Origin of the sequence: Caldicellulosiruptor sp. F32, assembly GCF_000404025.1 — a bacterium.
In the GTDB taxonomy this organism is placed as follows: domain Bacteria; phylum Bacillota; class Thermoanaerobacteria; order Caldicellulosiruptorales; family Caldicellulosiruptoraceae; genus Caldicellulosiruptor; species Caldicellulosiruptor saccharolyticus.
Map to the genome: position 1 here is coordinate 1 of NZ_APGP01000120.1, position 21988 is coordinate 21988.

Below are 21988 nucleotides of genomic sequence, written 5' to 3' on the forward strand. Positions count from 1 at the left end.
AATCTTTTATATTCCTCTAACGATAAGTCTTCCAATGTTTTGCCGCTTTCAATGCAGTACTTTACAATGTTTCCTACAATAAAATGTGCATCTCTAAAAGGAATGCCTTTTGTTACCAAATAATCTGCAAGGTCTGTTGCATTTATAAATCCAGATTTGCAGGAATTAACCATATTTTCTTTGTTAATTTTAAGAGTTTTAAGTATTTCATTTATTACTATTAAACTCATTTCTACTGTTTCAATAGAATCAAATAAAAATTCCTTATCTTCCTGCAAATCCTTATTATATGAAAGTGGAAGACCTTTTAGTACTGTCAATAGTCCAATCAAGTTTGCGTATACTCTTCCTGTCTTGCCACGGATAAGCTCCAGAGCGTCGGGATTTTTCTTTTGAGGCATTATGCTACTGCCTGAACAGAAACTATCATCAAGTTCAATAAATTTGAATTCATCGGTATTAAATATAATAAAATCTTCTGCAAGTCGAGAAAGATGCATCTGAATCATAGCACAAATGAATAACATTTCAAGAATAAAATCTCTATCAGATACAGTATCAATGCTATTTTCTGTTATACTTTCAAAGCCAAGCTGGTTTGCTACAAAAAACCTATCTATGTCAAATGTTGTTCCTGCCAAAGCAGCAACTCCAAGGGGATTTTGATTTGTTATATTAAAATTCTGTTTTAATCTTAACAAATCTCTTTTCAGCATCTGTGCATATGCGAGAATGTAGTGAGAAAAAAGTATTGGCTGTGCCTTTTGAAGGTGTGTATATCCTGGCATAATTACATCTATATTTTCTTCAGCCAATTTTATGATAGTATTTATCAACCTTTTTACCAGCTCTTGAAGATATAAGTTCTTTTCACGACAAAATAACCTTTCATCAAGTGTAACTTGGTCATTTCTGCTTCTTGCTGTATGAACCTTTTTACCAACTTCTCCTATTCTTTTTATTAGCTCTTTTTCAATTAACATATGAACATCTTCATCAGAAACTTTATATTCTATTATTCCTGATTTAAAATCTTCTAATATTTGATGTAAAGTTGTTTCAATTAATTTTGCCTCATCTTTACTGATGATATTACATTTTGCAAGCATTTTAACATGAGCTATAGAACCAATTATATCATATTCAAAAAGCTTTATATCAGTAAAAATAGAAGCGTTAAACTGATCAAAGATCTCTAATGTAGATTTTGAGAATCTTCCTTCCCAAAGCTTAATTTTACTCATCCTCCTTTTTGTTTACCATACCATATACTCTCAAAGGTAGGCCAAAAAGATTTATAAAGCCTTCTGCATCTTTTTGGTTGTACATCTGGTCTTCTTCAAATGTTGCAAGGTCTTTGATGTACAGTGAATTTGGTGATTTTGAACCAGCAGAGTAAATATTACCTCTGTACAACACAAGTTTTACTGTACCATTTACAACTTCTTGGGTTTTGTCAACAAATGCTGAAAGTGCTTCTCTTAAAGGTGAGAACCAAAGCCCATCATAAACAAGTTCAGCAAATCTGATAGCTACCATCTCTTTAAAATGCAAAGTAGCTCTGTCAAGGCAAAGATATTCTAATTCTCTATGAGCATAGTGCAAGATTGTCCCGCCAGGTGTTTCATACACGCCGCGCGATTTCATTCCAACAAGCCTGTTTTCAACTATGTCAGCAATGCCAATTCCATGATTTGCAGCTATTTTGTTTAAATACTTTAAAAGCTCAACACAATTCATTTCTTTGCCATTTACCTTTACAGGAACACCTTTTTCAAATTCTATTTCTATAATCTCTGGCTGGTCGTTTAATGAAATAGGATTTTTAGTAATCTTTAGCACTTTATCAAAATTGGGCATATTCCAAGGATCTTCTAAATCGAGTCCTTCATGTGAAAGATGCCATATATTCCCGTCCATACTATAGCTTTCTTCCTTTTTAAAAGGAATGTCTATACCCTTTTGAGCAAGGTAATTTAGCTCGTCTTCACGTGATTTTAAGTTCCACATTCTCCAAGGAGCAATTATTTTTATATTTGGCATAAGTGCCTTTATTGTCACCTCAAATCTTACCTGGTCATTACCTTTGCCTGTGGCACCGTGAGCTATTGCATCAGCATTTTCCTTTTTAGCAATCTCAACAAGCTTTTTTGCAATTAGTGGTCTTGCCATTGACGTGCCAAGAAGATATTTTCCTTCATAAACTGCACCAGCTTTTAGAGTAGGGAATATATATTCCTTTACAAATTCCTCTTTGGCATCTTCAATATAAACCTTTGATGCACCAGTTTTATAGGCTCTTTCTTTTATGGCCTCAAAGTCATCTTCTTGGCCAACATCCACTACAACTGCAATAACCTCACAGCTGAAGTTTTCTTTTAGCCATGGTATTATAACAGATGTATCAAGCCCACCTGAATAGGCGAGCACTACTTTGTTAAGTTGCATCTTCAATTCCCCTCACTTTATAGATTTTTATAAAATTATACACCCAAATGAATAATTATTCAACAGTTCTTTCTTTAATTTTCTTGAGATTTAAAAGGATTTATTTTATTATAATATCTTAGATATGCTTATAAATTCAAGGAGTTTTTAAATGAAAGTAGCTATCTTTGGTGGAACATTTAATCCTATTCATATAGGACATTTGATTATGGCACAGTATGTTAAAAATTTTTCTGAGGTTGACAGGGTTATTTTTGTACCCAATGGTGTACCACCGCATAAAAATGTTGATATCGCATTGCCTGAAGACAGGTTTGAAATGGTAAAACTTTCAATTGAAGATAATCCAGACTTTGAAATAAGCGATTTTGAAATAAAGAATAAAGAGCCGAGCTGGACTATAAATACCTTAAACTACTTTGCCACCTCTTATGAGAAAGTGTATTTCATACTAGGAAGCGACAATCTTTTTGAAATTATTAAATGGTACAGGGCAGAAGAGATTTTAAAAAAATTTCCTATTATTGTTTTGCCAAGAGAAAGGGATACAACTTTGATAAGAAGACAAATTGAAGAGTTTGGTATACAGTTTAGTGCAAAAATGGTTCTGATAGATATGCCTATTATTGACATTTCTTCAACAGAGATTAGAAGACTGATAAGAGAGAATAAAAGCATAAGATATATGGTGCATCCAAAAGTGGAAGAATATATAATAAGAAAGGGGCTTTATAAAGAGTGAATATTGATACAATCAAAGAGAAACTGAAAGAACTTTTGGATGTGCAAAGGTTTGTCCATTCACTTGGGACAATGGACTGTGCAATGATGTTAGCCAAAAGATTTGATGAAGATGTTCAAAAGGCGATGATTGCAGGGCTTGTTCATGACTGTGCAAAGTGCCTCAAAAAAGAAGAGTTGTTGAATTGTGCTTTCAAATCTGGTATAGTTATAGATAACATAATGATAAGTCAGCCAGAGCTTTTACACGGCCCGGCAGGATGTTATCTTGCAAAGGAACTTTTTGGAATTTATGATAGTGATATATTGAACTCTATAGCATATCATACGACAGGAAGAGAGAATATGACAAAATTAGAAAAAATCATCTATGTTGCTGATTTAATTGAACCATCAAGAAAATTCAAATCGGTCGAGCTTATTAGAAAGAAATCATTTGAGAATCTTGACAAGGCAGTAGTTATGGCCATGGACAACACTATCAAGTATGTAATTGAAAAAGGCGGACTTATACATCCTTCTACTATTTTTGCAAGAAATCAGTTAATTCTCAAAGAAAGCGGGGAAGACAGTTGAAGAGGATACGACTTAAAAAACAGGCAAAGATATTTTTAAGTTCTTTTCTGATAACAGTTGCTATTGTGCTTATAGGTATCTTAGCAACTGCATTATATATTAAACAAACAAAGACATTACCTCCAATTTTGAGCAACATTATTGAAAAGGTAACAAACACTGAGCCTGCTGATATAGAAGACAAGCTTCCTATGAATATTCTTGTTCTGGGATGTGATGAAAAGCAGGGTGGAAGGTCAGATACAATAATGCTTGTTCATATACAAAAAGACTTTCAACCAATTGTAATTTCAATACCAAGAGATACAAGAGTAAAAGTTGAGGGGATAAAAGGGTATTCAAAGATAAATGCTGCTTATGCCTATGGGAAATCAAAGCTTGCTGTAAAAACAGTAGAGGATGTTCTTGGTATAAAGATTGACAAGTACGTGGTTGTAAACTATGAGGCTGTTGAAAAGATAGTGGATTTGGTTGGCGGTGTTGATGTTGAGGTACCATTCCACCTTTATTATGTTGACACAACACCTGGCAAAGAGCTTTATATTAATATCCCTGCTGGTCTTCAGCATCTTGATGGCAAAAAGGCTGTGGAGTTTTTGCGCTGGAGACACAACTCAAATGGCAAAGAATATGGTAGAGGCGGCGATTTAGGACGCATAGAGATGCAAAGAAAACTTTTATATGCCCTCATTGAAAAGATGTTAAAACCACAAAACATAGTAAGACTTCCACTAATTGTCCAGACCGTTTCTAAATATACTGACCATAATTTTACAAAAAATGAAATAATGTGGTTTATACAAAATGTTGGAAAGTTCAATACACAAAATATCATGATGACAATCTTACCAGGGTATCCTAAATATATTGACAGAGTCTCTTATTACATCTTAAATGAAGAAAAATGCAAAGCTTTAATTGATGATTTAAATGAACCTGAGGTATTAAAAGATAGTATGAAGATAAAAATCTTATCAGGGTCATTTGATGATAAAGCAACCCAGCTTAAAAATGACCTTGAGTCAAAAGGATACTCAAATGTTAATCTTGGAAGGGTAAGTAAGCTTGAAAGCAGCAAGGTTGAGTTAAAAAGAGTAAATAGAAAATACTTAGAGTTATTAAAAAATGACATTAACCTTTCCACTTATCAAGTTGTATACTCTCCTGATTACAATGACAAATTTGATGTGTATATTAAAGTTAAGTAAACTAAAAAAGGGGTGACAAAATTAAATTGGAAAAGATACTTCAAATTGTAAGGATTCTTAGTCAAAAAAAGGCCCAAGACATTGTAGTTTTGGATATATCAAAGCTTACAATAATAGCAGACTACTTCATAATATGCAGCGCTTCAAATATCCAACACGTTAAGGCGCTTGTTGATGAGATAGAAGAAAAGTCTCCTGCTGATATCCTCAGAATTGAAGGAAAAGAGAGTTATAGATGGGTGGTTGTTGATTATGGAGATGTAATTCTTCATATTTTTCATGAAAAAGAAAGAGAATTTTATAATTTAGAAAGGCTATGGATAGATGCTCCGAAGGTGGAAATAGCAATATAGCTTTTTAAAGTACTCAAAAGATAAGATTAATGGGGGTATGTTTTATGGAATACAATTTCAGAGAAATTGAAAAAAAATGGCAGCAAAAATGGTTTTCACAAAACAAGTACAAAGTTACAGAAGACAGTCCAAAACCAAAGTATTACGTGCTTGAGATGTTTCCATATCCTTCAGGGAAACTCCATATGGGACATGTAAGAAATTATTCAATTGGGGATGTTTTTGCCCGGTTTATGAGGCTCAAAGGATATAATGTATTGCATCCAATGGGCTGGGATGCTTTTGGACTACCCGCAGAAAATGCTGCTATTAAACATGGAATCCATCCTTCTGATTGGACATGGTCAAACATTGAGAACATGAAAAGACAGCTAAAAGAGCTTGGCATAAGCTATGACTGGGACAGAGAGGTTGCTACATGCCACCCTGAATATTACAAATGGACACAGTGGATGTTTTTGCAATTTTACAAAGCCGGACTTGCATACAGAAAAAGGTCGTATGTTAACTGGTGTCCGTCCTGTGAAACAGTTCTGGCAAATGAACAAGTTGTAAACGGAAGGTGTGAAAGGTGTAAATCTCTTGTTGGTAAAAAGGACTTAGAACAGTGGTTCTTTAGAATAACCAAATATGCAGAAAGACTTCTTCGCGATATAGAAAAACTTGATGGTTGGCCTGAGAAAGTCAAGATTATGCAGAGAAACTGGATTGGAAGAAGTGAAGGCGCAGAGATTGAATTTGAAATAGACGGTCTTGGTAAGAGAATAAAGGTTTTCACAACAAGACCTGATACACTTTTTGGTGTGACATACTTGGTTTTGGCACCAGAACATCCACTAACAAAAGAGATAATTGCAGGAAAACCACAAGAGAAGGAATGTCTTGAATTTATTGAGAAGATGCAGTATCTAAACGAAATTGAGAGGACATCAACAGAGACGGAAAAAGAAGGAAGGTTCACAGGTGGGTATGCTATACATCCGCTGACAGAAGAAAAGCTGCCTATTTGGATTGCAAATTATGTACTTGTGGACTATGGAACAGGTGCAGTAATGGGTGTTCCTGCTCATGACCAAAGAGATTTTGACTTTGCAAAAAAATATAACCTACCCATAAAGGTTGTCATTAAAGGTGATGAAGTTGACATACAAAATGTTCAAAGCGCTTATGAAGGGGAAGGAATTTTAATTAATTCGGGTAAGTTTGACGGACTAAAGAACACAGAGGCTATGAAAAAGATTACAGAATACCTTGAAGAAAAGGGTTATGGCAAGGCTTGTGTTACTTATAAACTAAGAGATTGGCTAATTTCTCGTCAGCGTTATTGGGGTGCACCAATTCCTATTATATACTGTGATGACTGTGGAATTGTACCTGTTCCAGAAGAGGAATTGCCAGTAATTTTGCCATACAATGTTGAATTCAAGCCAACAGGCCAGTCACCGCTTGCTTATTGTGAGGAGTTTGTAAAAACAACCTGTCCAAAATGTGGAAAACCTGCAAGAAGAGAAACTGATACAATGGACACCTTTATATGTTCATCTTGGTACTACTTTAGATATACAGACCCCCAAAATTGTGAAAAACCATTTGAAAAGTCGCTTGTAGACTATTGGCTTCCTGTTGACCAATACATTGGTGGAGTGGAGCATGCTATACTACATCTTTTATATTCAAGGTTCTTTACAAAAGTGCTTTACGACCTGGGCTATGTGTCATTTGAAGAGCCATTTAAGAATCTTTTGACCCAAGGTATGGTGTTAAAAGATGGTGCGAAGATGTCAAAATCTCTTGGTAACATTGTTAGCCCTGAAGATATAGTTGAAAAGTATGGAGCTGATACAGCAAGGTTATTTATCCTTTTTGCAGCGCCACCAGAAAGAGACTTAGAGTGGTCAGACCAGGGCGTTGAAGGATGTTTTAGATTCTTAAATAGGCTTTGGAGACTTTACATTGAACTAAAAGATAAGCTTTCTGAAAGCATTTCAACTGGTCAGTCTGAGCTTGACGAGGAACTTAATTATAGGCTAAATTACACTATTAAAAAGGTTACTGAGGACATAGGTGAGAGGTTTAATTTCAATACTGCAATTAGTAGTATAATGGAGCTTTTGAACTTCTTATATGACTATAAAGAAAAAGGCAGTTTAAATAGAGAACTAATTTTAAAGACACTAAAGAACCTTTTGGTTTTAATATATCCATTTACGCCTCATATAGCATGTGAACTATGGGAGATTATGGGATTTGAAGGAGACATCGAAGATGTTTCATGGCCTGAATATGATGAAAGTGCGCTTGTTAGAAAGAATGTTGAGATAGCTGTTCAAATAAACGGTAAAATCAGAGCAAGGTTTGACATTCCTGCAGATATCTCTGAAGAGGAACTGAAACAGAAGATCATGAATGATGAGAAAATTAAAACTCTTTTAAAAGGAAAAGAGATTGTGAAGTTTATATATGTTAAAAATAGACTTGTTAACATTGTCATAAAATAAAGAAAAGAGGGTCAAGATCGATGACCCTCTTTTTATTTTAGCTTTTTGTTTGGAAATGAAGAAAAGTCTATTGTCTTTGTTGACCTTAATCTGAGTTTTACTCTTTTTCTTCTAAGTCTTATTATAGTTGCTATCGCGAAAATAAATATTAACCCTACAACAGCTAAGAGAAAATCAAATAAAAACTTCATTCCTTTGACAAACCCTTTTTTTACAGTATGTATGACTGATGTAACTTTTGACTGAGGAATGTAACTTTCATATGAGAGTATAGGGATTGAAGAAAGCAAGTTCCCCGCACTGTAAATATATACATTTCCAATTACTGTATCTTTGTTTATTGGCGGTTTAATGTCTTTTAAAAAGGTTATATGGTAAGTAATATCTTGGGTTTTTGAATTTGTGTTTTTATTTTTTAGCACATAAAATGAAGATTTGATATAACCATCAATCCACTTTTTATTAACTTTGTCCACCATTACTTTTCCAATAATCTGATTTTGTTTAAACAGCTCTTCTTTTCTGAAATTGTTAAAACCATAGTCAAAAAGTTTGATTGCATCAGCAAAAGCGTCGTCTGAGGATAGAATAACTGCAATAAGGTCTATATCATCTTTTTTAGCAGAGGCAATCAAGCACCTTTTTGCTTGAGCAGTGTAGCCTGTTTTCATGCCATTTGCGTATGGGTAATAATATTTTGAATTTTTACGTAAAAGCTTATTGATATTGTATATAATCTGCCAATCGGGTTTTTTGTGCATAGAAGCTGTTGTAATTTTATATTCAACTGTTGATACAATCCTTCGCAAAGTTTCATTTTTATAAGCTTGCTGGGCAATTAAGCTCAGATCATAAGCTGTTGTGTAATGTTGTGGATTGTGAAGCCCGTTTGGATTTACAAAGTGTGAGTCCTTTGCACCAATATTTAGAGCAAACTGGTTCATTTCTTTAACAAACTCTTGTATGCTGCCAGATATATTTTCAGCAATTACATTAGCAGCGTCGTTTGCGGAAATTAAAAGCATTGCATAAAGTGCGTCTTGAAAAGATATTGTTTCGCCTTCATTAAGGTAATAACTGCTACTCCCAGGCTCTATCATGATGGCGTTTTTGGAGACTTTGAACAATTTGCCAAGGTCTTTTTCCTTCGAGAGTGCAACAAGGGCTGTTAGGATTTTGGTTGTGCTTGCTGGAAAGCACCTTAAGTTTGGATTCTTTTGAAAAAGTATTTGTCCTGTGTTTGCCTCAATGAGAAGTGCCGACTTGGCACTTATATCTGGTAATAAAGTATTACTTTCTTCTTTTGAATAAACCGGTACTGGCATAAGTAAAATTAAGAAGATTAGTAAAGCAATCCTCAAGCAACTAAAAGGAACCTTTTTAGACTTTTGTGTCATTAAAACATGTTGCCTCCTTTAAAAGCCTTTGATATGTATGATAAAATAAGTATATATTATACAGACAAATTAAGTCAATTGTGAACATTCCTAAGCATTATTTTGCATTTGACCAAAGAAGGAAGGTGAAATTGTGTTTTCATTCTCAAAAAGAGAAAAGATGATGATTGCCATAATTGTACTACTTCTTCTACTGAATATATTTCAATATGTAACACACACAAATACAAGTGAAAATCTTGGTCAGCAGATAAAGCTTGACACACAGGTAATAGATGAACAGAGTCAAGAAAAGGTAGATGTGCAAACAGACAAACCCTATGAACAACAAAAGTGTGTAGTGTATGTCTGTGGCAACGTAAAAAAGCCTGGGGTTTATGAACTTCTGAGTGGTAGCAGAGTAAACGATGCAATAGAGGTAGCTGGTGGCGTTTTACCAAACAGTGATATAAATAGCTTAAACCTTGCTGAAAAGATCCAGGATGGACAGAAGATTTACATTCCCAAAATTGGTGAGATGCAGACTCAAAGCAATCTGGCTTCTGAGGTAGCACAAAACAGTACAAGTTCGTCAGGCCAAAGTGGTAAGATAAATATTAATACTGCCTCAAAAGAGGAGCTGAAGACTCTTGATAGAATAGGTGATAAACTTGCGGAAAGGATAATAGAATATAGACAAAAACATGGTCCGTTTAAAAGTATAGAAGAAATAAAAAATGTAAATGGCATAGGGGATAAGATATTTGAAGCTATTAAGGATTCTATCACAGTTCAATAAAGAATTGACAAAACTCAAATAAAAGTTTATAATACAACCGTTATGATATGAGGTGACTTAAAGATGAGATTAGATGTATCAAAACTAAAATCACATGGTGATTCAGAAGAATTTGAATTTTGTGAAACATGGGAAAAGATAGAATTCAGAGGTGATATCTTATTCTTTGTTGAACCAGTTATTTTTTATGGGATTGCAACAAAGAAAGGGAATGTAATTGAGGTAAGTGGTAATATCAGAACAAAACTTAAGACAACTTGTTACAGATGTACGGAGGATGCTTTCATTGAGGTTGATGTTCCATTTTATGAAGAATATTCAAACAAAGTAGAAGTTCGAGATGATGATGTAATTCAATTTGAAAATGAGGTAATAGAATTTGATGAAAATGTCATTGCAACCATTGTATTGTATCTTCCAATGAAATATTTATGTAAAGAAGACTGCAAGGGGTTGTGCCCTATTTGCGGTACCAATCTCAATTTCAATTCGTGCTCATGTGAAAAGAATGAGATTGATCCAAGACTGAGCGTTCTAAAAACACTCATAAACGAACTTGACACAGATGAAAAAAGGGAGGTGTGAAAAAGTTGGCTCAACCAAAAAGAAGATGGTCAAAGCAAAGAACGCATAAGCATAGAGCAAATTGGAAAATTAAGGCGCCAAATCTTGTTGAGTGTCCACAGTGCCACGAGATGAAACTTCCACATAGAGTTTGTCCAAGTTGTGGGTATTATAAAAACAGAAAAGTAGTAAATGAAGACTAATCGAAATAGCCCTGAGTGGATTTTCAGGGCTATTTTTACTTATGAAAAAAAGATATTTTAATTTTTATTAAAAATGTGATAAATTAAAATGCAAAGGGTGAATTTTCTCTTGCAAAAGAAAAAAATAAGAAAGATAATTGGAATTAGAAGAAGACTGATAAGTAATTTTCAAAAGTTGCATCTTGATATATTAGTCTACTTAAACTTAAAGAAATTTCTCTCAAAGTTAAACTTTAATACAGTGTTTGTATATATGAACTTGCCATATGAGGTTGATACAAGCAGGATTATAAATTACCTTTCTGCAAAAGGTAAAAGGATTTGTGTGCCCAAAATTGTTGACAGGATCAGAATGATTGCTGGAGAGTATAGAAAAGATGGCAAACTAAAAAGAAACAGGTTTGGGATTGTTGAACCAAAAGAAACTATAGAGGTAAATCCATCTGATATAGACGTTTGTATAATTCCCCTATTAGCCTTTGACCAAAGTTTAAATAGAATAGGATTTGGCAAAGGGTATTATGACAGGTTTTTAAAAGAGGTGGAGCCTTCTTGTTTAAAGGTGGGGGTAGCGTATCATTTTCAAAAAGTACCAAAAATTTTTTCTGAAAGGCATGATGTTAAGCTTGATGTTATTGTGACAGATAGGTTTATTTTGACAAGAGAAAACAAATATAGGGGAGAATACAATGAGAAGGATACTACTTAAAAATGCCAAGGAGAATATGGTGCTTGCAAAAGACATATACAGTGAGGATGGGAAGGTTTTAGTGGCTTCAGGTCAGAAGCTTACAAACAATATGATAAAGAGGCTAAAGGATTTTGGTGTGTATGATATATACATCGTGGATGACAACATTGACATAGTTGAAATAGAGGATGTTATTACAAAGGAGATTAAAGAAGAAGCATTTAAGGTAGTGAATACTGCTTTCAGCGCAGAGTATATCAATACACAAGAGATTACCCCGGAGATAAAAGTACTTGTTAGCAAGATAATTTCTCAACTTCTTGAGCAAAAAGAAGTTATACTAAACCTTTGTGATATCAGGACAGTTGGAAACTATACCCTTTTTCACTCACTTAACACTACCATCTTTTCCCTTCTTGTTGGAATAAAGCTAAATTATGACTATGACAAATTGCTATCCCTTGGAATGGGTACTTTGCTGCATGATATAGGTAAAGTAAAAATTCCAAGAAATATATTAAATAAAAGAGGACCGCTTCAGGAAAAGGAATACGAAATGATTAAAATGCACACAATTATGGGGTATGATATCTTAAACTCTGAGTACAAATTTGACCAACATGTATCTGAAATTGCTCTTTATCATCATGAAAGACTGGATGGAAGCGGTTATCCTTTTGGGAAGACAAGAGATGAGATACCACAAACGGCCAAAATTGTTGCTGTTGTGGATGTATTTGATGCATTGGTAAGTGACAGGGAGTTCAGAAAACGATTAAAACCTCATATGGCAATTGAATACCTATTGAATTCATGTTCGACTCACTTTGACAGCTATATAGTATCAAAATTTGTTACATTTATATCATTATTCCAAGTTGGAACACCTGTGATTTTGAACACAAGAGAAAAGGGTATTGTAGTACATAACAATCCAAGATTTCCATCTCGCCCTATTGTGAGAATCTTTTATGATAGTGAAGGTAGAAAACTTCCGTATAAAAAAGATATAGATTTGGCATTAAATTTTCACTATTATATAGTGGATGTTTTAGAAGATATAGAACTTTAAAGGCAAGAAAGGTGTAAAATAAGATGAGCTTTGTCCATCTTCATGTACATACAGAGTATAGTTTGCTTGACGGAGCGGTTCGTATAGAGAGTTTATTTGAAAGAGTAAGACAGCTCAATATGCACAGTATTGCGATAACAGACCATGGTGCAATGTATGGTGTTGTCGACTTTTACAAGGCAGCAAAAGAAAACGGGATAAAGCCTATTATTGGCTGTGAGGTATATCTTGCTCCACGTTCACGTTTTGATAAAGAACCAAATATTGACAATGATATTCACCATCTTGTGCTTCTTGCTATAGACAATGAAGGGTATAAAAACCTTTCAAAAATTGTCTCAATTGGATTTGTGGAAGGCTTTTATTATAAGCCAAGAGTTGACAGGGAAATACTTTCAAAGTATTCAAAAGGCTTGATTGCGCTAACAAGCTGTCTTGCTGGGGAGATACCGAAATTTATTCTCAGAGACCAAAAAGAAAAACTAATGGATGCAATTGGTTTTTACAAGGATGTCTTTGGTTGTAATTTTTACTTTGAACTTCAATATCACGGGATTGACGAGCAAAGGTTTGTGAATAGTGAACTTATAAGACTATCCAAGAAATATCAAATTCCTGTTGTTGCCACAAATGATGTGCATTATCTAAAAAGGGAAGACAGAGAGATTCATGACATATTACTTTGCATTCAAACAGGGAAAACAATACATGAAAGTAATAGAATGGAGTTTCCTACAAGTGAGTTTTATCTCAAATCTGCTCAAGAGATGGAAGAGATATTTGGATACATTCCAGAGTCCCTTAAAAATACCTTGGAAATTGCAGAGAAATGTAATGTTGAATTCGAATTTGGGAAGATTAACCTTCCTAAATTTCAGTTGCCAGAAGGAAAATCTGATGCATTTGAGTATCTTAAAGAATTGGCATTTGCCGGATTTGAAAAAAGATATTCCAAAGAAGACAAAACTGCATATGACAGGCTTTTAATGGAATTAAATGTAATCAGAGATATGGGCTTTACTGAATACTTTTTGATTGTCCATGATTTTATTAACTATGCGAAGCAGAATAATATAATGGTGGGGCCTGGGCGAGGGTCTGCTGCAGGAAGTATTGTTGCGTACTGCCTTGGAATCACAAACGTTGACCCAATCAAGTATAACCTACTTTTTGAAAGATTTTTAAACCCCGAGAGAGTGTCTATGCCTGATATTGACATTGACTTTTGTTATCAGCGAAGGCAGGAAGTCATAGACTATGTCACTAATAAGTATGGAAAAGACAGAGTAAGCCAAATTATAACATTTGGTACAATGGCGGCAAGAGCCTCAATAAGAGATGTTGGAAGGGTACTTGGTGTACCATATGCACAAGTGGACGAAATTGCTAAGATGGTACCTTTTTCACCAGGTATGACAATTGATAAGGCGCTTGAAGTAAATCATGACCTTAAAAAGATTTATGAGCAAAATGAGACTGTCAAAAGAATAATTGACACTGCAAGAAGTCTTGAAGGAATGCCACGCCATACTTCTGTTCATGCAGCAGGGGTTGTTATCTCAAGTTGTCCTATAACTGATTTAGTACCTTTGGCAAGGACAGAAGATGCCGTTGTTACTCAATTTCCAATGACCACTTTAGAAGAGCTTGGGCTTTTAAAGATGGACTTTTTGGGTTTGAGGACTCTTACTGTTATTCAAAATACCTTAGAGCTTATAAAAAAACATCGCAAGATTGAAATTGACTTAGACAAGATTGACTACAATGACAGGAGTGTCTACCAATTCATTTCTGAAGGAAATACAAATGGAGTGTTTCAGCTTGAAAGCAGTGGTATGAAACAATTTATGAAAGAGTTAAAACCAGAGAACTTAGAAGATGTAATAGCAGGTATATCTCTTTTTAGACCGGGCCCCATGGACCAGATCCCAGTGTATATCCAAAATAAAAACAATAAAGAGAAAATAGAATATTTACATCCCAAACTTGAGCCAATTTTGAATGTCACATATGGGTGTATCGTTTACCAAGAGCAGGTCATGCAAATATTTAGAGAACTTGCAGGTTATTCACTTGGGAGAGCTGACTTGGTAAGACGTGCAATGGCAAAGAAAAAGGCTGACATTTTAATGGAAGAGAGGGACAGGTTTATTGAGGGCGCTGTAGCAAATGGCGTTGATAGACAGACAGCTGAGAAGATATTTGAAATAATCGAAGACTTCGCAAGCTATGCATTTAATAAATCTCACGCAGCAGCATATGCTATATTGGCATATCAAACAGCTTACCTAAAAAAATATTTTACAATTGAGTTTATGACAAGTTTAATAACCAGTGTGATGAACTCAAATGAAAAGGTTGGGATGTATATTGAGGAGTGCAGAAGGTTTGGAATCTCAATTTTACCACCTGATATAAATAAAAGTAGTTATGATTTTACAATTGAAGGAAATAGTATCAGGTTTGGCTTGAGGGCAATTAAAAGCTTGGGTGAAAATGTGATTTCTCATATTTTGAAAGAACGTGAACAAAATGGAGATTTTAAAGATTTGTATGATTTTGTAATGAGGGTAGATAATAATACAGTGAACAAAAGAATTATTGAGAACTTAATAAAAAGTGGTGCTTTTGATTTTACTAAAATAAATAGAAATTCATTATTAGCTTCTGTAGAAGATATTCTGACAATTAAACAATCTCAAAAGAAAAATGCAAATCAGGTTACGTTTTTTGAGATTTCAGAGGACAAGACGGAGATGTTTTCTTATAAAAACCTTCCTGAACCGACGGCTGAAGAACTTTTGCAAATGGAAAAGGACACAATAGGAATTTACATAAGTGGTCATCCCCTAGAAAAGTATGGAGATTTGATTTCAAAATACAATGTTGTAAGTTTAGCTGAACTTTCTAACATGACAGAAGATGATGAATATAAGTACCAGCAAATACTTGTCTGTGGGATATTAAAAGAAGTGAAAATTAAGCTGACCAAAAATAATCAAACAATGGCGTTTGCTAAAATTGAGGATTTGACAGATACTTTAGAGGTTTTGTTCTTTCCAAGTGTTTATGAGAAGTATTCGCATTTGATTAAAGAGAATGCAATTGTCTTGATTGAAGCCAAAGCTACATTTAGAGAGGACGAGGGTGTTAAAATTGTTGCACAAAAAATAGACAAAGCACAAACATCATCTTCTCAAAAGAATTCCAATAAAGCAATTGCAATAAAAACAGATGAGGACTCTATTTTAAAATCTAAAAAGTTTACCTCATTTGTCAGGTTCTTTACTGGCAGTTCAAAAATCATTCTTTATTACAAGCAAAAAAGACTTGTTTCAAAATCAAACATGTGCATAGATATAAATCCTACTGTAATACAGCAGCTCAAAGAGTGGTTCGGTGAAGAAAATGTGTGGCTTGAAGATTTAGATTCTTGATTTTTAGGTATTTTTGTTATAATATTTGAAAAGAGGTGAGAAACAATAATGAACGAAAATTTATACGAGTACAAGAATGGTGACTATATAGTAGTAAAAGCGTTAGAGAACGGAGTAAATGTAATAGGTCTCACAAGGGGAAAAGACACAAAACTTCACCATACTGAAAAATTGGACAGTGGTGAGGTATTGCTTGCCCAGTTTACTGAGGTGACCTCAGCAATAAAGGTAAGAGGCAAGGCAGAGATTTATACCAAATTTGGGGTTGTGATTTCAGAATCCCAAAATAAATGATTTAGAAGGTGTTTTTATGTGGGAAGTTGTATATATAACCTCCAACAGTGAAATAGCCAACAAAATAAAAGAAGAATTAGAAAAAGTGGGAATACTTGCAAAGGTTAAAGCAATTTCGCAAGAGGGGCAAGAAGGGTATTTTGAGATTATTGTTCCTGAGACAGATGTCAATGAAGCACATAACATAATTATTGAAAAAGGATTTTAAATTTTACGGAAAGGGGTATTGTATATGCCAGAAGTGAAGACAATAGGAGTGCTCACAAGTGGCGGAGACGCACCTGGAATGAATGCAGCTATAAGGGCTGTTGTGAGGACAGGGATTTACTATGGTTTTAGAGTGATGGGTATAAGGCGCGGATATAATGGGCTAATAGAAGGCGATATATTTGAAATGAATTTAAGGTCAGTGTCTGATATAATTCAGCGTGGTGGAACAATACTTTTGACTGCGAGGTCTCCAGAGTTTATGACAGAAAACGGGCTGAAAAAAGCAGCTTCTATGTGCAAAATATTCAAGATTGATGCTCTTGTAGTAATTGGTGGAGATGGGTCTTTTAGAGGGGCAAGAGATTTGAGCAAATTTGGAATAAATGTAGTGGGTATTCCTGGTACAATTGACAATGACATTGCATGTACAGATTATACAATTGGTTTTGACACTGCTTTAAATACTGTACAAGACGCAATCAATAAGATTAGAGACACAGCAACCTCTCACGAGAGAGTTAGCATATTAGAAGTAATGGGAAGACATGCAGGCTACATTGCACTTTATAGTGGTATTGCAGGTGGTGCTGAATCCATTGTAATACCTGAAAAGGGTTTAGATAAAGATGAGATAATAAGAAGAATTATTGATGGTAAGAACAAGGGAAAGCTTCACAATTTAATTATCTTGGCAGAGGGAATTGGTGGGGCAACAGAACTTGCAAAAGAGATTGAAGAGGCAACAGGAATTGAAACAAGAGCAACAATTTTGGGTTATATACAAAGGGGTGGCTCACCAACTGCATATGATAGAGTTATGGCAAGCCTTATGGGTGCAAGAGCTGTTGAAGTAATAAAAGAAGGAAAGAAGAACAGGATAATTGCCCTAAAAGATGGAAAGATTGTTGACTATGATATTGACGAGGCGCTTTCTATGCAAAAGAGCATTGACGAGTACATGTATGACTTGGCTACAATCTTGTCTTTATAAGAAGTTGTGGAGGTTTTAAAGTTGAGAAAGACAAAGATAATATGTACATTAGGGCCGGCAACCGATTCAGAAGAGATTATAAGAAAGCTCATTGAAAATGGAATGGATGTTGCAAGGCTTAATTTTTCACATGGCACCCACGAAGAACATAAAAAGAAGATTGATATGATAAAAAAGATACGAGAAGAGCTTGATAAGCCAATTCCAATTCTGCTTGATACAAAAGGTCCAGAGATTAGGATTGGTTTTTTCAAAGACGGTAAGGTTGAGCTAAAAGAAGGACAGAGATTCACACTCACAACCGAAGAAATATTAGGAAATGAAGAGATTGTGAGCATAACTTACAAAGAACTTGTTAAAGATGTTAAGCCGGGTGATAAAATATTAATTGACGATGGATTAATTGAGCTTGTTGTTGAAGACAAGACAGACAAAAATATAATCTGCAAGGTAAAAAATGGTGGTATTTTGACAAATCAAAAGGGAGTAAACGTACCAGGAATACCAATAAGACTACCTGCACTGACCCAAAAAGACAAGGAAGATATCCTCTTTGGAATTGAAAACGATGTTGACTTTGTGGCAGCTTCTTTTATAAGAAAAGCAAGTGATGTAGTTGAAATAAGAGAATTTTTAAATAAACACAATGGCAAAGACCTTTTGATAATAGCAAAGATAGAAACTCAAGAAGGCGTTGCAAACTGTGATGAAATAATAAGAGTTGCTGATGGAATCATGGTTGCAAGAGGGGATTTGGGAGTTGAACTTCCATTTGAGGAAGTGCCGCTTGTGCAAAAGATGCTCATTGAAAAATGTTATAAAGCAGGAAAGCCAGTAATAACTGCAACCCAAATGTTAGAGTCAATGATAAGAAACCCACGCCCAACAAGAGCAGAAGTCAGCGATATTGCAAATGCAATTTTTGATGGAACATCTGCGATAATGCTCTCTGGCGAGACAGCTATGGGCAAGTATCCTGTTGAAAGTGTTGCTACAATGGCAAAGATTGCCGAAAGGGTAGAAAGTCAAATAGACTATATCAAAAGATTCCAATCCCAAGTATTTGACATGCCAGTAAATGTTACAAATGCCATATCTCATGCTACCTGTACAACTGCGCATGATCTTGGAGCAAAGGCAATCATCACTGTGACAAAGTCAGGCAACACAGCAAGAATGGTGTCAAAATTCAGACCTGCCTGCCCAATTATAGCAACAACACCGTGCGAGAAGGTAAGAAGACAGCTCAATCTTTCATGGGGTGTTTATCCTTTTTTGGCAGAGTATAAAGACTCTACAGATGATATCTTTGACCATTCGGTGGAGATTGCTGTTAAATCAAAGATTGTTAAAAATGGTGATTTGGTTGTAATAACAGCAGGTGTGCCAGTTGGTGTAAGTGGCACTACAAATATTCTCAAAGTTCATGTTGTCGGTCATGTGCTTGTTGAAGGAAGAGGCTGGGGAAGTGGAAAGGTGACAGCAAGAGTATGTGTTGCAAAAAATCTTAATGAGCTAAAGCAAAACTTTGAAGACGGTGACATCATTGTTACAACACAAACAACCAATGAGTTTATTCCTTATATGAAAAGAGCAGCTGGAATAATAACAGAAGAAGGCGGGCAAAATTCTCATGCAGTAATTGTTGGGGCAGCTTTGGATATTCCTGTTATAACCGATGCTAAAAACGCTTTAGAGATACTTAAAAATGGTATTGTTGTTACGATGGATGCACAAAAAGGACTTGTCTTTAGTGGAGAACTTAAAAATTAATTATTGGGGTAATAGAAGATGATAGAGACAGACCTTGTTGTAAGGTATGCCGAAACAGACAAAATGGGGATTGTCCATCACTCGAACTATTTTGTATGGTTTGAGGTTGCAAGAACCGAGCTTATAAAAAAGGTAGGCATTTCATATTCCGAGATTGAAAATAACTTAGGTGTATATTTGCCTTTAATAAGCTGCGGGTGCGAGTTCAAAAAACCTTGTTTTTATGAAGAAAGAGTGAAGGTTAGCGCAAGGGTTAATAATTTGACGCCTGTGCGAATAAAATTCTATTATGAAGTTGTGAAAGACCATGTTGTGTGTGCAATAGGATATACTGAACATGCCTTTGTTGACAAAAACTTTCGACCTATAAATCTTGAGAAGAAGAACAAAGAACTTTTCAATTTGTTCAAGACCTTATTGGAAGAAAATATGTAATATTTAAAATTATTTGACACACCTCAAATAGCTGAGTTATAATAATACCATAATCCCAAGGTTATGTTTTAGAGCCTGGTTTGAGGGGAGGGAAATTGATGTCAGAAGTAAGAGTGGGTGAAAATGAATCACTCGATAGTGCCCTCAGGAGATTTAAAAAGAAATGTGCAGAGGCTGGGGTATTAGCAGAGCTCAGGAAAAGAGAGCACTATGAAAGCCCAAGCGTAAGGAGAAAAAAGAAATCAGAAGCGGCACGCAGGAGAAAACGCAGATAATTTAGGAGGCGTTGTAATTGAGCCTTAAAGAAAAGCTATTGGAAGATTATAAGTCTGCTATGAAAGACAAGGACGTCGTGAGAAAAAATGTAGTTGGTATGGTAAGAGCTGCAATATTGCAGTTTGAAAAAGATAACAAAGTTGTGCTTGACGACAATGGTGTGTTGAATGTCATTGCAAAAGAAATTAAAAAAAGAAAAGACAGCTTGCCTGAATATATAAAAAGCGGAAGACAAGACTTGATTGATGATCTAAATAGAGAAATTGAGATATTGCAATCTTATCTTCCGCCTATGCTCAGCCAGGAAGAGTTAGAAAAGATAGTGCTTGATGTGATAGAAAGAGTAAAACCTTCTGGGATGAAGGATATGGGTAAGGTTATGCAAGAGGTAATGCATAAAGTGAGTGGCAGGGCAGAAGGTAAGGTTGTTAGTGAAATTGTAAAAAAGCATTTGTCAAAAATGTGAAAAAAGCGTGAAAAAGTGGTTCTCTTTGAGAAAAGGGGACCACTTTTTTGTTATAAAAAGATATGAGTATAAATAAAATAAAGGTGAAGATGTTTATTTTCAAGTGAAACTGGTTTGTCGATGAAGAAGTCAAAGACCTTAAAAGAGGTAATACAAGCCTCTCAAGTTCCAAGAGAGATAATCACAAATGAGCCGAGAATTACACTTATTGGAGAAGATGAGGTAGTAGTAGAGAATCACAAAGGACTTATATTGTATGAAGAAGGTTTAGTTAAGATAAATACGGTAAGGCATCCGCTTTATATTAAGGGAAGTGGTCTTCTAATCAAAAAAATGGATGAAGAGGTAATGGTGATTAGTGGAAGAATAAGATCAATTGAGTATATAAGCTTAAATGAGGAGAAGGAAAAGTAGGATGTTTGCAAATCAGCTAATCTTAAAAGTAGAAGGTGAGAATCTAAACAAGTTTTTAAACATGCTTGTATTCAATAAAGTTTTGCTGGACATTAGGGAAAAAGGACAGAATTCATTGGTTATTGTAGTGTATTTAGCCGATTTCAAGAAAGTAGTAAATATTGTCAAGAGAACAAATTCAAGAATTCACATCTTAGAAAAAAGAGGAATTTATTTTTTGATAAGAGAAATAACTACTTTCAAGCTTATTTCTATTTTGTTTTGTATCTTATTACTCTTTTTGTTCAGCCTTTTTATATTTGATGTAAAGATAAAATCTCATGACTCTAATAAATTAATAGATGATAAAATAGTACAAACACTAAAAAACTACAATATAAAGCCATTTACTTTAAAGATGAAGATTGACCAAGAAAAGCTTTCAAAGAAGCTTCTTGCAGATTTGGAAGAGCTAATGTGGGTAAAAGTTAAAAAAGAAGGTGGACTGTTGATAGTAGAGTATGTAAAAAAAGAAGAAGGAGATTTAAAAAACAAATGGGGTAAAATTTTTGCGAAAAGTAGTGGAGTTATACAAAAATTGATACTAAAGTCAGGGAATGCTCTTGTCAAGGAAGGCGATACAGTAATCGCAGGACAACTTCTTATTGATAACAGGGTTGTTACAAAAGATGGGAATGAATACTATGAAGATGCAATAGCAGAGATAGTTGCAACAACTTTTTATTCAGTATCTCGAGACTTTTCTTTGCCTGCATATCAAAAGGTCTATACATCACAAAAAAAGGTTCCATTTATTGTAATTGGTAAACATGAGTTTATACCAAAAATTGTAGTTACTAATAATGAGAATTGTGATAAAATTAAAATAAGAGAGTATAAACTTTTTATTGTTCCAATTCGAGTAGGTATATATGAAATAAAAAGGTATGAGTTAAAAAAACATATAATTAATTTGGAGGAGATAAAAAGGGAGTTAATAAAAAGGTGTAATGATAATTTTAAAAAGATTACTTTGGGTAAAAAAATTCAGAGTATTGTTAAAGTGAAGACATATTTTAAGATTAAAAAGGTGAAAAGTGAAGTAAAGGAAATAAAATGTATAAGAGATTATGAGTGTTTAGAAGATATTACTTTGAAAAAATAAGAAACGTAGGAGGGTAAGC

23 protein-coding genes are annotated in these 21988 nt (G+C 34.5%); 20 read left to right on the forward strand and 3 right to left on the reverse strand.

Annotated features, from left to right (window positions below; genetic code table 11):
* Positions 1-1244, reverse strand: a 1244-nt coding sequence (gene argH, locus H964_RS11020; RefSeq protein ID WP_051109343.1) for an argininosuccinate lyase, incomplete at its 3' end; no start/stop codon positions are given.
* Positions 1237-2448: an argininosuccinate synthase gene (locus H964_RS11025; RefSeq protein WP_039767641.1), complete on the reverse strand. Its 1212-nt coding sequence runs from the start codon at positions 2446-2448 to the stop codon at positions 1237-1239. The genes argH and H964_RS11025, both read right to left, overlap by 8 nt.
* A 151-nt stretch (positions 2449-2599) precedes the next feature.
* On the opposite strand from H964_RS11025, the gene nadD reads away from it, so the two are divergent.
* Genes nadD through leuS form a run of 5 tightly spaced genes read left to right on the forward strand, consistent with a single transcriptional unit; the run spans position 2600 to position 7824 of the window.
* Positions 2600-3190, forward strand: coding sequence for a nicotinate-nucleotide adenylyltransferase (gene nadD, locus H964_RS11030; protein WP_039767643.1), 591 nt, complete (start codon positions 2600-2602; stop codon positions 3188-3190).
* Positions 3187-3765: a bis(5'-nucleosyl)-tetraphosphatase (symmetrical) YqeK gene (yqeK, locus tag H964_RS11035; RefSeq protein WP_039767646.1), complete on the forward strand. Its 579-nt coding sequence runs from the start codon at positions 3187-3189 to the stop codon at positions 3763-3765. Before nadD ends, yqeK begins: the two co-directional genes overlap by 4 nt.
* Positions 3762-4973 carry an LCP family protein gene (locus H964_RS11040; protein WP_039767648.1) on the forward strand — a complete coding sequence of 404 codons (1212 nt, stop codon included), beginning with the start codon at positions 3762-3764 and terminating at the stop codon, positions 4971-4973. The genes yqeK and H964_RS11040 overlap by 4 nt, the downstream gene beginning before the upstream one ends.
* 26 nt (positions 4974-4999) lie before the next feature.
* Positions 5000-5326: a ribosome silencing factor gene (gene rsfS, locus H964_RS11045; RefSeq protein ID WP_039767650.1), complete on the forward strand. Its 327-nt coding sequence runs from the start codon at positions 5000-5002 to the stop codon at positions 5324-5326.
* A 44-nt stretch (positions 5327-5370) separates the two neighbouring features.
* On the forward strand, positions 5371-7824 hold the full coding sequence (leuS, locus tag H964_RS11050; protein ID WP_039767652.1) for a leucine--tRNA ligase: 2454 nt from the start codon (positions 5371-5373) through the stop codon (positions 7822-7824).
* Positions 7825-7856: 32 nt separating this feature from the next.
* Here the strand turns inward: leuS and H964_RS11055 are convergent, their stop codons facing one another.
* Positions 7857-9221 carry a D-alanyl-D-alanine carboxypeptidase family protein gene (locus tag H964_RS11055; protein WP_039767654.1) on the reverse strand — a complete coding sequence of 455 codons (1365 nt, stop codon included), beginning with the start codon at positions 9219-9221 and terminating at the stop codon, positions 7857-7859.
* A gap of 133 nt (positions 9222-9354) precedes the next feature.
* Here H964_RS11055 and H964_RS11060 point away from each other — a divergent pair, with 133 nt between their 5' ends.
* The 15 genes from H964_RS11060 (at position 9355) to H964_RS11130 (ending at position 21969) form a co-directional block, all read left to right on the forward strand.
* On the forward strand, positions 9355-9999 hold the full coding sequence (locus H964_RS11060) for a helix-hairpin-helix domain-containing protein (RefSeq protein WP_039767656.1): 645 nt from the start codon (positions 9355-9357) through the stop codon (positions 9997-9999).
* A gap of 63 nt (positions 10000-10062) precedes the next feature.
* Positions 10063-10584, forward strand: a complete 522-nt coding sequence (locus H964_RS11065; RefSeq protein WP_039767658.1) for a YceD family protein — start codon at positions 10063-10065, stop codon at positions 10582-10584.
* Between the two features lie 5 nt (positions 10585-10589).
* On the forward strand, positions 10590-10766 hold the full coding sequence (gene rpmF / locus H964_RS11070) for a 50S ribosomal protein L32 (protein WP_039767660.1): 177 nt from the start codon (positions 10590-10592) through the stop codon (positions 10764-10766).
* A gap of 109 nt (positions 10767-10875) precedes the next feature.
* Positions 10876-11475: a 5-formyltetrahydrofolate cyclo-ligase gene (locus H964_RS11075; RefSeq protein WP_039767662.1), complete on the forward strand. Its 600-nt coding sequence runs from the start codon at positions 10876-10878 to the stop codon at positions 11473-11475.
* Positions 11456-12529: an HD-GYP domain-containing protein gene (locus tag H964_RS11080; RefSeq protein ID WP_011917345.1), complete on the forward strand. Its 1074-nt coding sequence runs from the start codon at positions 11456-11458 to the stop codon at positions 12527-12529. Before H964_RS11075 ends, H964_RS11080 begins: the two co-directional genes overlap by 20 nt.
* A 23-nt stretch (positions 12530-12552) precedes the next feature.
* The gene (locus H964_RS11085) at positions 12553-15966 is read left to right on the forward strand and encodes a DNA polymerase III subunit alpha (protein ID WP_039767664.1); all 3414 of its coding nucleotides are present in this window, start codon (positions 12553-12555) and stop codon (positions 15964-15966) included.
* A gap of 48 nt (positions 15967-16014) precedes the next feature.
* The gene (gene mtrB, locus H964_RS11090; protein WP_011917347.1) at positions 16015-16260 is read left to right on the forward strand and encodes a trp RNA-binding attenuation protein MtrB; all 246 of its coding nucleotides are present in this window, start codon (positions 16015-16017) and stop codon (positions 16258-16260) included.
* 16 nt (positions 16261-16276) lie between these two features.
* Positions 16277-16468, forward strand: coding sequence for a hypothetical protein (locus tag H964_RS11095; protein WP_011917348.1), 192 nt, complete (start codon positions 16277-16279; stop codon positions 16466-16468).
* Between the two features lie 24 nt (positions 16469-16492).
* Positions 16493-17461, forward strand: coding sequence for a 6-phosphofructokinase (gene pfkA, locus H964_RS11100; RefSeq protein WP_011917349.1), 969 nt, complete (start codon positions 16493-16495; stop codon positions 17459-17461).
* Positions 17462-17482: 21 nt separating this feature from the next.
* Positions 17483-19234: a pyruvate kinase gene (gene pyk, locus H964_RS11105; RefSeq protein WP_039767668.1), complete on the forward strand. Its 1752-nt coding sequence runs from the start codon at positions 17483-17485 to the stop codon at positions 19232-19234.
* Positions 19235-19252: 18 nt separating this feature from the next.
* Positions 19253-19669 carry an acyl-CoA thioesterase gene (locus tag H964_RS11110; protein WP_039767670.1) on the forward strand — a complete coding sequence of 139 codons (417 nt, stop codon included), beginning with the start codon at positions 19253-19255 and terminating at the stop codon, positions 19667-19669.
* A 98-nt stretch (positions 19670-19767) separates the two neighbouring features.
* Positions 19768-19944, forward strand: a complete 177-nt coding sequence (gene rpsU, locus H964_RS11115) for a 30S ribosomal protein S21 (RefSeq protein WP_011917352.1) — start codon at positions 19768-19770, stop codon at positions 19942-19944.
* Between the two features lie 17 nt (positions 19945-19961).
* Complete coding sequence (locus tag H964_RS11120) at positions 19962-20411, forward strand: GatB/YqeY domain-containing protein (RefSeq protein ID WP_039767677.1); 450 nt, start codon at positions 19962-19964, stop codon at positions 20409-20411.
* Positions 20412-20531: 120 nt separating this feature from the next.
* The gene (locus H964_RS11125) at positions 20532-20825 is read left to right on the forward strand and encodes a YabP/YqfC family sporulation protein (protein WP_011917354.1); all 294 of its coding nucleotides are present in this window, start codon (positions 20532-20534) and stop codon (positions 20823-20825) included.
* 1 nt (position 20826) lies between these two features.
* On the forward strand, positions 20827-21969 hold the full coding sequence (locus H964_RS11130) for a sporulation protein YqfD (protein ID WP_039767679.1): 1143 nt from the start codon (positions 20827-20829) through the stop codon (positions 21967-21969).
* Positions 21970-21988 lie beyond the last annotated feature (19 nt).